The organism is Aquisalimonas sp. APHAB1-3 (assembly GCF_048323695.1).
Taxonomy (GTDB): domain Bacteria; phylum Pseudomonadota; class Gammaproteobacteria; order Nitrococcales; family Aquisalimonadaceae; genus Aquisalimonas.
On sequence record NZ_JBLWFT010000001.1, the window covers coordinates 807,910 to 821,446 of the forward strand.

At 65.8% G+C, this 13,537-nt stretch carries 12 protein-coding genes; 3 read left to right on the forward strand and 9 right to left on the reverse strand.

The genetic code is table 11. The annotated features are described in order from the left end of the window. Positions 1–897 carry a cation diffusion facilitator family transporter gene (locus tag ACNSTU_RS03770; protein WP_290631105.1) on the reverse strand — a complete coding sequence of 299 codons (897 nt, stop codon included), beginning with the start codon at positions 895–897 and terminating at the stop codon, positions 1–3. A 248-nt stretch (positions 898–1,145) separates the two neighbouring features. Next, positions 1,146–1,631, reverse strand: a complete 486-nt coding sequence (locus ACNSTU_RS03775) for a nucleoside deaminase (protein ID WP_290631103.1) — start codon at positions 1,629–1,631, stop codon at positions 1,146–1,148. 165 nt (positions 1,632–1,796) lie between these two features. On the opposite strand from ACNSTU_RS03775, the gene ACNSTU_RS03780 reads away from it, so the two are divergent. Next, the gene (locus ACNSTU_RS03780) at positions 1,797–2,048 is read left to right on the forward strand and encodes a hypothetical protein (protein WP_290631101.1); all 252 of its coding nucleotides are present in this window, start codon (positions 1,797–1,799) and stop codon (positions 2,046–2,048) included. 16 nt (positions 2,049–2,064) lie between these two features. Here ACNSTU_RS03780 and ACNSTU_RS03785 read toward each other — a convergent pair whose 3' ends face one another. Together ACNSTU_RS03785 and ACNSTU_RS03790 are read right to left on the reverse strand one after the other, a co-directional pair. Beyond that, positions 2,065–2,436: a hypothetical protein gene (locus ACNSTU_RS03785; RefSeq protein ID WP_290631099.1), complete on the reverse strand. Its 372-nt coding sequence runs from the start codon at positions 2,434–2,436 to the stop codon at positions 2,065–2,067. A gap of 238 nt (positions 2,437–2,674) precedes the next feature. Continuing rightward, complete coding sequence (locus tag ACNSTU_RS03790) at positions 2,675–3,274, reverse strand: DUF924 family protein (protein ID WP_290631097.1); 600 nt, start codon at positions 3,272–3,274, stop codon at positions 2,675–2,677. 100 nt (positions 3,275–3,374) lie between these two features. Between ACNSTU_RS03790 and ACNSTU_RS03795 the strand changes: the two genes are divergently transcribed. Then, positions 3,375–3,953: a peroxidase-related enzyme gene (locus ACNSTU_RS03795; protein ID WP_290631095.1), complete on the forward strand. Its 579-nt coding sequence runs from the start codon at positions 3,375–3,377 to the stop codon at positions 3,951–3,953. A 15-nt stretch (positions 3,954–3,968) separates the two neighbouring features. Here ACNSTU_RS03795 and ACNSTU_RS03800 read toward each other — a convergent pair whose 3' ends face one another. The 4 genes from ACNSTU_RS03800 to ACNSTU_RS03815 form a co-directional block, all read right to left on the reverse strand. Further along, positions 3,969–5,036: an esterase/lipase family protein gene (locus tag ACNSTU_RS03800; protein WP_290631093.1), complete on the reverse strand. Its 1,068-nt coding sequence runs from the start codon at positions 5,034–5,036 to the stop codon at positions 3,969–3,971. A 93-nt stretch (positions 5,037–5,129) separates the two neighbouring features. Beyond that, complete coding sequence (locus ACNSTU_RS03805; RefSeq protein WP_290637116.1) at positions 5,130–6,167, reverse strand: proline racemase family protein; 1,038 nt, start codon at positions 6,165–6,167, stop codon at positions 5,130–5,132. After that, on the reverse strand, positions 6,164–7,327 hold the full coding sequence (locus ACNSTU_RS03810; RefSeq protein WP_290631089.1) for a zinc-binding dehydrogenase: 1,164 nt from the start codon (positions 7,325–7,327) through the stop codon (positions 6,164–6,166). Before ACNSTU_RS03810 ends, ACNSTU_RS03805 begins: the two co-directional genes overlap by 4 nt. Positions 7,328–7,421: 94 nt before the next feature. After that, a complete protein-coding gene (locus tag ACNSTU_RS03815) occupies positions 7,422–8,312 on the reverse strand; it encodes a deoxyribonuclease IV (protein WP_290631087.1) in 891 nt (296 codons plus the stop codon). 139 nt (positions 8,313–8,451) lie between these two features. Here ACNSTU_RS03815 and ACNSTU_RS03820 point away from each other — a divergent pair, with 139 nt between their 5' ends. Then, complete coding sequence (locus tag ACNSTU_RS03820; protein WP_290631085.1) at positions 8,452–11,016, forward strand: GcvT family protein; 2,565 nt, start codon at positions 8,452–8,454, stop codon at positions 11,014–11,016. A 23-nt stretch (positions 11,017–11,039) separates the two neighbouring features. Here ACNSTU_RS03820 and ACNSTU_RS03825 read toward each other — a convergent pair whose 3' ends face one another. After that, positions 11,040–13,514 (reverse strand): EAL domain-containing protein, encoded by a 2,475-nt coding sequence (locus tag ACNSTU_RS03825; RefSeq protein ID WP_290631083.1) that lies wholly within the window; start codon positions 13,512–13,514, stop codon positions 11,040–11,042. Positions 13,515–13,537: the final 23 nt, after the last annotated feature.

Sequence of the window (13,537 nt, forward strand, 5' to 3'; positions counted from 1 at the left end):
TCAACTCACCCCCAGATCGATCTCCACTTCCGCCCCGGGCCAGTAGGCGCGCACGCCGCGGTGGATCCGCCGGCGCAGCTCCGCCAGGCCTGATACCGAGACCGCGTCGACACTGCGCGGGACCGTGACGCTGACGGTCACGAACAGGGTACGGCCGTACTTGGTCACCCGCGTATCGGACAGGCGCCACGGGCCGTAACCGACAGCCGTGGCCACACGGTGCTGTACCGCCTCCACCACCGCGTGCTCCGGCGCCCGGGAGAGCAGTTCCTGGAGGTTGTCGTACACCAGCCGCAATGGCGTCCACACCACCAGTAGCATGATGATCAGCACCAGCAGCGGATCCACGTAACCGGCAAGCGATTCATATCCTGCCGCCTTGAGCGCTACGCCGCCCAGCAAACCGACCGCAACCGTGCCGCTCATCCAGGCGTCGAGCCGGAACGCCACCGCTTCCAGCTGGATGACGGGCGAGTTGATCCGCCGGCTTGCACGGGCAAGCAGTCGGCCAAGCCACACCGCCAGCACCATGGCGACCAGGGAATAGACGAGAGCCAGGCCAAGCTCCACGTCACGACCACCCGACAGCAGGGCCACCACCCCCTGCCAGGCGGCGATGGCGCAAACGGCAGCCAGCACCAGTCCCTGGACCACGTTATACAGGGGCTCGAAACCGTACTGCCCGAAGGGATAGGCCGCGGAGTGGCGACCAACACGCCCGACAACAAGCAGACCCACCCAGGTGGTCACCAGGCCGGCAATGGAATACAGGGCATCGAAAAAGACCGCCTGCGAACCGGACAGGCCCGCAATGACGAAACCGAGCACGGCGAGGCCGAAGCTCGCCGCCATGGAACAGCCGAGCAGACGCCGCTCGACGCGATACAGGGTCCACATGTGTCCTCCACACGCACATCAACAGGGGGCGCAGCCATGAAGGCGCGCCGCTGAATCGACGGATAAAAACTCAGGCGTGCGGGAACCTAAAGCCCGGGGATGGGCTTGATGTCTTCGGGGTACTGGTAATGCCACAGACAGGCGTTATGGCAGAGAAGTTTGCGGGTCGCGGTGATCATGATCGTCGCTGAATTGATTTCAAGGTCATCAGTTTACCGGAAATCCCGGCTGTCCGGCAGGGGGCAGATTCACGTCTGATGCGCACCGTGATAGCGGCGCTGCAGGTCCCGCACCGCATCCGCCAATCCGGCGACAGGCCCTTCGACGATCACCTCCGGCGCCACCGACTGGACGGGCAACGGCCGCACCGGCGGCGCCGGCACCCCCAGCTCGGACAGCCACTCCATCAATTGCGCGGAGGAGCTCACGTAGACGATCCGCCCGAGCCCGACCCAGGCGTGCGCCGCGGCACACATTGGGCAGTGTTCGCCGGAAGTGAACACCGTGGCGGCCGCCCGTTCCTCCGGTGACAGGTTCTCGGCCGCCCACCGCGCCAGGGCAAACTCGGGGTGTCGGGTGCTGTCACCACCGGCGATGCGGTTGCGATCCTCCATCAACACCCGACCGTCGGCGTCCACGAGCACAGAGCCGAACGGCTCATCCCCCGCATCCAGGGCCTCGGCGGCCAGTTCAACGCAACGGTGCAGATGCTGCATTTCGTTCTCGATGGGCATGATCCGGCGCTCCTGTCTCACCAGCGGGCCAACATCCTGCCACGCTAGCGCATCACGGCTCCCGATTTCCGTGACAGTTCGTTCCAGCGCCTGTGCCAGGGTTTCAAAACCGCTGTTACATGCTAGCTTGAAAGGACGTGACAACGACATGATGAGGAGACGCCCATGTTTCGTGCCACCCTTGCCGCAGCATTCGCCGCGCTGTTCTCAGGCACAGTCATGGCCCACGGTTGCCCCGGCCTCATCGAGGAGGTCGACGAAGTGCTGAAGGGGGACGACGTGGACAGCCACATTGAGGCCGACGTTCTGGAACGCGCGCAGGCGCTCCGTGATGAAGGCGAGCAGTACCACGAGGAAGGCGATCACGATCGCGCCATGGAAAAGCTCGAAGAGGCCAAGAAGGAACTCGGCATCTAAGGCTCACGGCATCCAACTAGGTGATGACGGCCGCGGCTGCCTCTGCGCGACTGTAGAAGCAGCCGCTCAGCAGAAAACCGGACGTGAGCGACGGCTTGACCGCGATGGCCCGCCCCTGGTCATCACGGCTCAGAACCACATCGTCGGGCAGCCCGTCGAGCAGGTGCATGGGCGCCGGCCGGCCGTCGCGGAAACACGCGCGGTAGACTGCCCCGGTTTCCTCGTCCCGGAACGCCGGCACGAACCCCTCCCGCGCGCAAACGGAACTCTCGCCGCCCGTCTCACGATAGCGAAACCGGTCCTGGACAATCGTCTCGGGGGTCACCGGCGTTGCACCGCCGCCCCACCCACCGGGGTCGCCATACCTGTCCATGGGATTGCGCTTCATGGACCGCACCTCCGTCGCCAGGCACCTGCTGCCGTCCTGTTTGCTACAGCAAGACTTGCGCCAGACTCGCATTCACACCGGAAAACCGCATCACACCGCGGCTTCAGGCGCGGGACACCACCGCCAGAACCCACTTTCACACGCTCGCAGCAGACACGGCGCGTCACCCGGCTGACGCGGATGGGCAGCCCCGCAGCCGGGTCGGCGCGATGTGTCGCACGGATGAAACACGACGTGTTCAGAAAGACGATCCTGGCTGTTGCAGAAACGCCAGTTCGTCGTCGGTGGAGGGTCGTCCGAGGATAGAGTTGCGGTGGGGAAAGCGCCCGAACCGCTGGATGATCTCCTGGTGACGGATGGCGAAATCCAGGAAATACTCGAAAGTCGACGTGAGCGGAGCATCCACCTCCTGCGCCAGTTCCCGGAACAGCGCCACGCTCTGCTCCTGGTGGTCCAGCGCCTCGGAGTGCTCCAGCGGCATGTACCAGAACACCCGCTGTACCGGGCGCAGCCCCCGGTCCTGCCCAAGGCGCATGCCGTCGAGGCAGTGCTGGCGGGCGAGACTGTCAAAGCGGAATGCGTCCGCCGTGTCGCGGTAGATGTTGCGCGGGAACTGGTCGGTGAGAATGACCAACGCCAGCCGACCCTCCGGAGTGGCTTCCCAGTCGGCCAGCTCGCCACGCTCCGCCGCAAGCACCAGCGGCTCGAACCGATCGCGGATCTCCGCATCCGTGTCCACGTTCTTGGACCACCACAGTGGCGCGCGCTGGTCGGCAAGCCGCCCGTCGTCCGGTTCATTGCCGAACCAGTAATCCAGCACCCTGTTCGCATCGTGCATGAGCCGCTCCTGCTTGCTGATGCCGCCACCAGGGCGGCGCTGATGAGATGGTTGTTCTATGATGGGTCGTCCGCGGTCCATCGACAACCAGGAGCCCAACATGAGCGAACAGCCCGTCAGCCGTTTTCCGGTACCGGATATCAACACTCTGCCCGAGGACATCCGCGAGCGCATACTCGCGGTCCAGGAGAAATCGGGGTTCGTGCCGAACGTGTTTCTCGCCCTGGCACACCGGCCCGACGAGTTCCGGGCGTTCTTCGCCTATCACGACGCGCTCATGGAGTCGGACAGCGGTCTGAGCAAGGCGGAGCGCGAAATGATCGTCGTGGCCACCTCCGGCGCCAACAGCTGCCAATACTGCGTTGTGGCTCACGGCGCAATCCTCCGCATCCGGGCGAAGGACCCACTGCTGGCGGATCAGGTGGCCATCAACTACCGCAAGGCGGACATCTCTCCCCGCCAGCGCGCCATGCTCGACTACGCCATGAAGGTTGCGCTGCGCTCCGGCGAAATCGACGACAGCGACCGGGCGCGCCTGGAAGAGCACGGCTTCAGCCAGGACGACATCTGGGATATCGGCGCAGTGGCGGCCTTCTTCGCCATGAGCAACCGACTGGCCAACATGGCCTCCATGCGGCCGAACCCGGAGTTCTACTCGCTCGGCCGCGAGGCTCCGTAAGGTCGACGCAACCGGTTACCCGTCCGCCTCCTCCTCCACCACCTGCCATTCGGCCAGCAGGTCCATGATCAGGGGGATCGCGGGCGGCTCCTCATCGGAGATCAGGGTGCGCGAGAGCAGGCCACGGTGCGAGGCGGACACCATGGCCGGCGGCGGCGCGCCCGCCAGCGACAGGGAATCCACGGGCACGACGCCGTCGCCAAGCTCTTCGCCCAGGCCGAACCACCATGACTCGAAATCCCGTGGCCAATCCTCGGCATCCAGCTCCGCGGCAATGCTGCTGATGCCGCCGATGACATCGGGATCCGGCCCGCCAAGGACGCCGCCGATGATGCGCACCGGCACCTCCTCCGGCCACGGGCGCGCATTGAGATCGGTGAGGAATTCACTGCCCGGCCGGAGATCGATTTTCGCAGCGCCCGTGCCTTCCTGCAGGCTGGCAAAGAGCGAGAAGTCGTCATCAGGGATGGAGGCAAAAAACTCCCGCAGCCCCAGCCAGACCCTCAGCCGCGCCCACTCGGAGCCGTGGTTCGGTGTTCCCACCAGCACCGTGCCGTGGACGCGGGCACCGTCCACGGCGGGATCGCCATCCGCGGGATGGCGCCAGCGCGAGACGAAGTCGCGAATGACCAGCCCGCCCATGCTGTGGCCAATCAGCACCACATCATGGTCGGCCGGCAACTCCCGCCAGTAATCCGCAAGCAGATCAGTGCTGCGGTCCACCGCCTGATCGTTGGGGTAACGGAATTCCCAGGCATGGATGCCGGCGGCATCCAGCACCGGCACCAGGTCGTCCCAGATATCGCCCGGTTCATCGAGCCCGTGAATCAGAATCACGTCCGGCGGACGGTCCGCATCCCTGTCCCCCGTACGCGGAACGAACCCGCGCCGGCTCTCGGGCAGCGTCATGTGCTCCGGGAATCGCTGCTGGAGCTCCTCGTGCAACTGCACCCGCAGCTCGCGCTCCTTCTGGGGGTTTTCCTCCGCCCACCAGGTCCAGGCAGTGACGATCAGCGCAACGACCACCACCGGCACGAGCAGGTAGAGCCAGAATCGACGCCAACGCCAGCGCTTCGTCTTCAATGTGGGTTCGCCAGTCAGGGGATCATCCCGCCAGTATCGCCGGACAGGGCCGGCCATGGAAAGCAGCGCTGGGCCGACGCCGGGCCGGCATGTTCAACGGGCGCTGCTGAGAATGTGCCGGAGGCTGGCGCAATCCACCATGGGGTCAGCGCAGTTCACCACCACGTCCGAGCGGGTCAGCACGTAACCCTTGCCGGTGATCCGGTTCTCCACCACCGACTGCTCCCCCTCCTGGCGGGTGCCCGTGAACTCGCCGATGAAGCCTGTCTCGCGCAGCGACACCGTCTCCAGCCGGTCGCCGGGCCGGATGCGGCCTTCGTGGTGCATCAGGGCCAGCCGCGCCGAGGTGCCGGTACCGGTGGTGCTGCGGCAGATCACGCCGGGATGTACGTAGGTGGCCGACCGGGAGCGGTAGAACCCACCGGTCACCGCCTCCACGGGCCCCATGAAGTGCAGGAACGGCAGCGGACCCACATCACCCAGGGTGTAGTGATGGAACCCGCGCTGCGCCTGGATGGCTTCCACGATCGCATGGGCGCAGGCGGACAGACGCGACTCTTCGTCCAGGGTCAGGTCGAAACCCAGTTCAGTGGCATCCACCAGCGCGTAGAAGCCACCGCTGTACGCCACGCTGTAGGTGACGTCACCGAGTCCGGGCACGTCAATGGTGTCGCGGTAGGTGTCGATATAGCTCGGCAGCCCTTCGCAGGTGATGGCCTCGACCACGCCGTTCTCCACCCGGGCGTCGACCTTCACCAGCCCGGCGGGGGCCTCCAGCGTGAACTGCTGGTGCCCCTCCTGTTTAGGTACGACGCCGCTTTCCAGCAGCGCGGTCGCTGTGCAGATCGTGTTCGAGCCGGAGTAAATGGGATAGCCCATGACTTCCATGATGATGTAGCCGGCACTGGCCCGGGGGTCCGTGGCCGGCACGATGAGATCCACCGACATTTCCGGGATGCCGTAGGGCTCCTCCAGCAACAGGCGGCGCAGGCCGTCGGCGTCATCGCACAGGTACTCCATCTGCTCGCGCACCGTGGCGCCCGGCAACGGCTCGATGCCGCCGGTGACGATGCGGCTGACATCGCCGCCGGCGTGGGTGTCCATGAGCTGGATGGTCAGTTCGTCGGTCATTCGGTCCCCTTCAGCGCGTAGGGCGCGCCGTGCTCCTGCCACTCGGAATCGGGCACGATCACGATCTTGCCCAGGTAGTTGCTGCCACGGCGGGTGAAATAGGTCTCGGCCTCGTGCAGCTGCGACAGCGGAAAGGCCGCGTGCAGCACCGGCCGCAGCTGTCCGGAGCAGATCCACGCCACCAGCTGCTCGGCCTCGTCCCGCGTGCCGTGGGAGACACCGAAGATCTGCACCTGATACAGGTAGATCCGTGTCCACATGATCTCGCTGACGTTGCCGGCGCTCGCCCCGGCGATGCTGAGCCGGGGGTAGGTACTGCGGGCGCCCATGTCGAAGATCATGGTGTCGATGAAGCGGTCGGTCATGTCGCCGCCGGCCAGATCCATCACGGCGTCGATGGGCCGGCCTCCGGTGACCGCGCGCACCCGCTGCTCGAAGTCGGCCATCTCGGAGCGATCGAGCACGGCCTCGGCCCCCAGAGCCAGCAACGCATCGGCCTTGTCCGGCTGGCTCAGGGCATAGGGAATCGCGCCCATGATGCGGCAGAGCTGGATCATGGCCGTGCCCACGCCACCGGAGGCGCCGGTGATCAGCACCCGCTCCCCGGCCGTCACACCGGCCGCGTTCAGCATGTGCAGCCCGGTCTGGTACGAGCACATCCCCATGGCGGCCAGCTCGGCATCCGCGAGCTCCGGGTTCGCCACGGCGTGAAACTGATCCGACGGCACGGTAATGTACTCGGCAAACCCACCATCGGCGCCGTGGCCGTAGTAGTCGGGGGTGAGGTTGATGTCCCGGCGCTGGTCGGCGTACAGGTTGAAGTCCAGCAGGCCGCGCTCCGCGATGCGGCCGGCATCCACGCCCTCGCCTACCGCGACCACGCGGCCGGCCACGTCGGCGCCCTGGATGCGCGGAAAGGTGAACGTGGGCGCACCGCCCACCTGGAACGAGACGGTATCGCCCTTGTCCTTGACCGGATACAGCCCCTCCCGCGCCTTGCGGTCGGTGTTGTTCTTGGCGGTGGCGGTGACCTTGACCAGCACCTCGCCCGCCGCGGGTTTCGGCACCGGCCAGTCCTGCCGGTACTCCAGCCGGTCGATGCCCCCGTGCCCGGTGAGCACCATTGCCGCCATTGTTTCCGGGACCGAAGGACTGTTCATGGCCTGACTCCTCCGTTGACGGGCCTCAAACCCCGAACGATACCGAAATTCGCGCACCGGGACAGGGGGATGCACGGCATGACGGCCCGGGCATTCACAGATTGATGCCGGCGTCCTCGATCTCGGGCAGCGGCGCATCCTCACCCGCGGCCACGGCGCGCAGCCACTGGATCTCCTGCGCCCAGCCGGCGGGGCCGGCCGGCGTCTCCAGGAACATGGGTACGTCGCGCGTGCGCGGATCGGTCACCATGCGCTCGAATGCGCCCCGGCCGATCTCCCCGCGGCCGAGCAGGGCGTGCCGGTCCTTGCGGGAGTCGAACGGCACCTTGGAGTCGTTGAGGTGGATGCCCGCGAGCCGGTCCAGGCCGAGCGCGGCGTCGAAGGCCTCCCAGGTGGCGTCCCAGCCCTCCTGTGTGTGAATGGCGTACCCCGCGGCGAAGGCGTGCGCCGTGTCGATGCAGACGCCGAAACGCTCCGGCTGCTCCAGCTGGTCCATGATCGCGGCGAGCTGCTCGAACGACCGCCCCAGAGTCGTGCCCTGCCCGGCCACGTTCTCCAGCACCAGCAGCACGTCGGCCTTGTCGGGATGGGCCCGCACCACGGCATTCAGGGCGTGGGCGATCTGGCGGATGCCCACGGCCTCCCCTTCGCCCACATGCGCACCGGGATGAAAATTCAGCAGTTCCACACCCAGCGTGTGGCAGCGGATCAGCTCCTGTTCAAAGGCGGCGTACGAGCGGGCGAACTTGTCGCCGTCGGTGGTGCCCAGGTTGATCAGGTAGGAGGCGTGGCTCATGACCGCACCGATGCCCTGCTCGTTGCGGTTGGCGCGGAACGCTGCCGCTTCCTCGTCCGAGATCGGTTTGACCTGCCACTGCCGCTGGTTGCGGGTGAAGATCTGGATGCAGTCACAGCCGATCTCCCGCCCGCGCTCCGGGGCGTTCTGCGGGCCGCCAGCGGCGGAGACGTGCGCGCCGAATTGCATGAAACGAGTCCCTCCAGGTGAACGACCATCGAGGCCGTGTCAGCGATTGAAAAGTCGCCTGCGCTTCCAGAACAGTCGACCCCGTCGCCACTGGCAACAATCCCATTCAGGCAAGCTGATAACGGGCGAGGCAGAGGCAATGGCGAACTTCCCCAAGAGCGCAGACGTCGTGATCATCGGTCAGGGCGGCATCGTCGGGGCCTCCGTGGCCCACCACCTCATCGAGCGCGGCTGGGAGAACATTGTCGGTATCGACAAGTCCATGATCCCCACCGACATCGGCTCCACGTCCCACGCCTCCGACTTCTGCTACATGACGTCGCATGACCATATGACGTGCTACACCACCATGTACAGCGCCGACTTCTACGAGAAGCGCGGGCATTACATGCGCATCGGCGGGCTGGAGGTCGCCCGGGTCGGCGACGACGAGCGGCTGGAGGAACTCAAGCGCAAGGTCGGGTCGGCCAAGGCGTTCGGCACCAACGCCCACCTCATCAGCGCCAGCGAAGCAAAGGAGCGCATGCCTTTGCTCAATGAGGAGATGGTACAGGCCGCGCTGTGGGATCCGGACGCGGGGCTGGTGATCCCCCGCTCCCAGCAGGTGGCAGGGGAACTGGTTGAAGAGGCGAAGGCCTCCGGGCGGCTGCAGGCCTTCGCCAACACGCCCGCCACCGATATCGACATCCAGAACGGCCGCATCTGCGGCGTGGAGACCCCGCGCGGCTACATCAAGGCCGATCGCGTCGTGGTGTGCTGCGGCCTGTGGGGGCGGCTCATCGCCGAGATGGCGCTGGAAGACCTGCCCATGATGCCGGTGGAACATCCCCTGCTGTGGTTCGGACCCTATGAAGAGTTCGCCGGCACGGGCCACGAGATCGGCTATCCGCTGCTGCGCGACCAGGGCAACTCCGCCTACCTGCGCGACACCGGCGACCCCACCACCAGCGAAGGCGGTTACATCGAGTGGGGCTATTACGAGGAGAAGGCGCCGCGTCTGGTGCATCCGCGCAACATCCTGGAGAAGGAAGAGGCGCGGCTGTCCCCGTCCCAGCACGATCTGGAGGTGGAGCAGATCATGGAGCCCCTGGAGCGGGCCATGGAGCTCACGCCCATCCTCGGGGAGCTGGGCCTGGACGAAAAGCGCTCCTTCAACGGGCTGCTCTCCGTCACCGCCGACGGCGGCTCGCTGATCGGCGAGTCCGCGGTGACCGAAGGGCTGTGGTTCTGTGAGGCCATCTGGGTGAAGGATGGCCCCGGCGCCGGCAAGGTGCTGGCGGACTGGATGACCGACGGCCGCACGGAGATCGACCACCACGGCGTCGACGTGGCGCGCTTCTATCCGCTGCAGAACACGCCCTGCTACATCCACGACCGCTGCTACGAAACCGCATTCAAGATCTACAACCCGCCGGTGCATCCCCGTGAGCCCTACAGCCTGGGGCGCAACCTGCGCCGCAGCCCGTTCTGGCCCCGCGAAGAGCAGCTTGGCGGTCACTTCATGGAAGCCGCCGGCTGGGAGCGGGCCCACGGTTACGCCGCCAACGCGGCACTGATCGAGAATTACCGCGACCGCATCCCCGAGCGGCAGAACGACTGGGACGGCCGCCACTTCTGGGAGGTCTCAAACGCCGAGCACCTGGCGCTGTCCGACAACGTAGGCATGATCAATCTGTCCCACTTCGCGGTATTCGACGTCTCCGGCCCCGGTGCCGAGGCACTGATGGAATACGTGTCCGTGGCACGGGTCGGCGGCGACACGCCGATCGACAAGGGCGTCTACACCCACTTCCTGGACGACCAGGGCGGCGTCAAGGCGGACCTCACCATCATCCGCCTTGCCGCCGACCGGTGGCGGGTCATGTGCGGCGGCGACACCGGGCACCGGGACTACGTCTGGATGAAGCGCATGGCCGCACGCATGGGCGTGCATGCCTACATCGACGACCGCACCGACCACCTGGCATGCCTGGGGCTGTGGGGCCCCAACGCCCGCACCACCCTGCAGGCGGTGGCCGACCATCCGGAGTGCCTCACGGACGAGCGCTTCCCCTTTGCGACGGCAAAGCAGATCACCATCAAGGGCATGCCGGTCTACGCATTCCGTATCTCCTACGTGGGCGAACAGGGCTGGGAACTGCACGTGCCGTTCAGCTACGGCCTGTCGCTCTGGGACCTGCTCTACGACCAGGGCGTCACCCCCGTAGGCATCGAGACCTACGCCAACAGCCGGCGGCTGGAGAAGAGCCTGCGGTTGCAGAACGCCGATCTGCTCACGGAGTACAACCTCTACGAAGCGGGGCTGGCACGGCCCAAGGTGAAAGCCGTCGACTTCCACGGCAAGTCCGCCTATCTGCGGCAACGCGAGCGGGAGACCCAGCCGGCCTATCTGTGCACGCTGACGCTGGTGGATAACGTCGACAGCGCCGGCGTCCCCCGTTACCCCGTCGGCCACTGCCCGCTTCTCGACCCGGCAACCGGCCGGGTGCTGGTGGATGATCTGGGCCGGCGCTCCTACACCACTAGCGTGGCCTACGGCCCCTCGGTGGGGAAAACCATCGCCCTGGGCTACCTGCCCCGGCAGTACGCGGAGGAAGGTGGTGAACTGCTGCTGGAGTATTTCCACGAGCACTACCCGGTCCGTATCGAGGCGGTGGGCTACCGGGCCCTGTACGACCCGGACAACGAACGGCCGCGATCATGAGCCCACCGCTCAGCGGGACCCTGTCAGCCCGGCTCGCCACCTCCAATGGCGAACCTGGGCACGACGGGCTCCCTGCCGGCCCAGTACTCCGGCTCGTGGACGCCGAAGCCTTGCACGTAATCCACCCCGATGCGCTGCAGGCAAGCGCGCGTGGCATCGTCTTCCACGAACTCCGCGATGGTCCGAATGCCGGTGGCACGAGCGATGCTGATGATCGCCTCAACCATCGCGTGGTCCACCGATTCGGTGGCCATATCGCGCACGAGGCTGCCGTCGATCTTCAGGAAGTCCACGGGAAGCTGCTTGAGGTAGGCAAACGACGACATGCCGCTGCCGAAGTCGTCCAGGGCGAAACGGCAACCCCGTTCGCGCTGCTCTCGAATGAAACGCGTCACCTCGCCAAGGTTCTCGATGGCCGCGGTCTCGGTGATCTCGAAGCAGATCATCCACCACGGCACACCGAAGGCCTCGATCTCCTGCTGTACGAACCCACGGAAGGACTCATCCCCGAGAGAGCCGCCGGAGACGTTGATACAGCAGGTAAGCGCAATGTCTGGATCCTGCTCGCGCAGCTCGGCCAGACGCGATAGCGCCGTGCGGAAGACCCAACGGTCCATCGCGGGCATAAGGTCGTAGCGCTCCGCGGCAGGAATGAAGTGCTCCGGGGGCACCACCTGCCCGCGTCGATCAACCATCCGCACCAGCAGTTCGATTGAGTGATCCCGGGTGTCCGGCTTGAGGCCGACGATATTCTGGGCGAACAGGCACAGACGCTCCTCCTGGAGCGCCTGCTGAATGTGCAGCAGCCACTGCATCTCGCCGTGGCGGCGCGCTATGTCAGCATCACCCGGATGATAGACGTGGACGGCGTTGCGCCCACGGTCCTTGGCGATGTAACAGCCGGCGTCGGCGTACGCCAGCAGATCCGCCAGGGACATGGTGCGGCCATCGAAGCTGACCACGCCGATGCTGACGCCAACGCCCAAGTGCCGACCATCCCAGTGGAAATCAAAGCCTGCCACCGACTCCCGCAGGCGCTCGGCGATGCGTTGGCCGGGCTCCGAGTCGCATCCTTCCAGCAACACGCCGAATTCGTCACCGCCCAATCGGGCCAGCGTATCCCGGGCCCGCAGCGGGCGCTGCAGGACCTTGCTGAGTTGCCGCAGAAGCTCGTCACCGGCGACATGGCCGAAGGTGTCGTTCACCACCTTGAACTGATCGAGGTCCAGATACAGCAAGGTGTGAGTCGCCTGGTTCGTGCGCGCACTCTCCAGCGCCAACTGCAGTCGCCGTTCGAACTCACGGCGGTTTACTAGATCCGTCAGGGAATCGTGGGTCGCCTGGTGGGTCAGCTCGTGTTCAAGCTTGCGCGCCTCGCTGACATCCCGGAACACCAGAACCGCACCCACGGCGCGACCCGCCTGATTGCGGATTGCGGCCGCTGACGACTCGATGACAATGGTATCGCCGGAGTCGAGATGCAGCAGCCGGACACCCGTGCTGATGTCCTCACCACTGTTGCCGTGCAGCAGCTCGGTCACCGGATCGGGCAGCATCCGGCCAGTGCGCTCATCGGTGGTTTGCATAATGCTGCCCACATGGCGCCCCGCCGCACCGCCATGCTGCCATCCGATAACGGACTCGGCGGCCGGGTTGAGGTAGTCCACAATCCCGTCACCATCGGTGGTAATCACGGCGTCGACGATGGAGGCCAGAGTCACCTGAGCGCGCTCCTTCTGGTCAAACGACAGGTCGGCGAGTTCCCGAAAGCGCTCATTACTCTCCCGCAACGCCTCCTCGGTATTGCGCCGCTGCTCCACCTCCCGCTCCAGCGTCTTCTTCTCCCGAACCAGCAGCCGCTCCATGCGCATCTGGTTGGTCACCGACCAGACCAACGATGCCAGGATCAGAAGTAACAACACCGCGGCCGCCACGGCCAGGCTGGCATTGTGCTCCATGCGGTCACGCAGCTCCTGGTTCATGGCCGACAACATGCCCCAGCGATTTCGCTCCATGTTCTCGAGTTGGTGGGAAATCCGCCGGACATCGCCGCGCAACGCCTCCATCTGCTCCGGGCTGGGTCTCGCCCCCTCCTGTTCGTATGCCCGCTGCACGCCAGCCATATCCGCCTGCAGGCCTTGCAGGCGCTCGCGGACCTCCTCCTGCTGTTGGGGCTGGTAGTACTGGCCACTCGCCTCGTAGGCCACGGCCATGTCTACGATGGCGCGGGACTCGTTGAGAGTTTCGCCGCTGAAATCTCCCTCGAGCTGCCGCAGCTCAGTGTCCACTTCGGTCATCAGGATGGCAGTTTTAAGAAGCGTTCGCGTGGAGTGAACGCTGTCGAAGTTTAGGTCGAGAAACTCGACCTGCAACACCTCATAACGCCAGAAGACCATCATGAGCCCGAGACTGGCCACCACTATGCCCACCAGAAACGCCAGCAAGCGGTTGGCGCCTCGGCGGCGGCTCGTTGTTCTGGTTTCTTTCGGAACTCGCATGGTGCACCTTCACACAGACACTC

Coding starts and splice junctions, on each gene's coding strand:
- ACNSTU_RS03770 (WP_290631105.1), bottom strand. CDS start 897: ATGTGGACCCTGTATCGCGTCGAGCGGCGTCTGCTCGGCTGTTCCATG.
- ACNSTU_RS03775 (WP_290631103.1), bottom strand. CDS start 1,631: ATGCCCATCGAGAACGAAATGCAGCATCTGCACCGTTGCGTTGAACTG.
- ACNSTU_RS03780 (WP_290631101.1), top strand. CDS start 1,797: ATGTTTCGTGCCACCCTTGCCGCAGCATTCGCCGCGCTGTTCTCAGGC.
- ACNSTU_RS03785 (WP_290631099.1), bottom strand. CDS start 2,436: ATGAAGCGCAATCCCATGGACAGGTATGGCGACCCCGGTGGGTGGGGC.
- ACNSTU_RS03790 (WP_290631097.1), bottom strand. CDS start 3,274: ATGCACGATGCGAACAGGGTGCTGGATTACTGGTTCGGCAATGAACCG.
- ACNSTU_RS03795 (WP_290631095.1), top strand. CDS start 3,375: ATGAGCGAACAGCCCGTCAGCCGTTTTCCGGTACCGGATATCAACACT.
- ACNSTU_RS03805 (WP_290637116.1), bottom strand. CDS start 6,167: ATGACCGACGAACTGACCATCCAGCTCATGGACACCCACGCCGGCGGC.
- ACNSTU_RS03810 (WP_290631089.1), bottom strand. CDS start 7,327: ATGAACAGTCCTTCGGTCCCGGAAACAATGGCGGCAATGGTGCTCACC.
- ACNSTU_RS03815 (WP_290631087.1), bottom strand. CDS start 8,312: ATGCAATTCGGCGCGCACGTCTCCGCCGCTGGCGGCCCGCAGAACGCC.
- ACNSTU_RS03820 (WP_290631085.1), top strand. CDS start 8,452: ATGGCGAACTTCCCCAAGAGCGCAGACGTCGTGATCATCGGTCAGGGC.
- ACNSTU_RS03825 (WP_290631083.1), bottom strand. CDS start 13,514: ATGCGAGTTCCGAAAGAAACCAGAACAACGAGCCGCCGCCGAGGCGCC.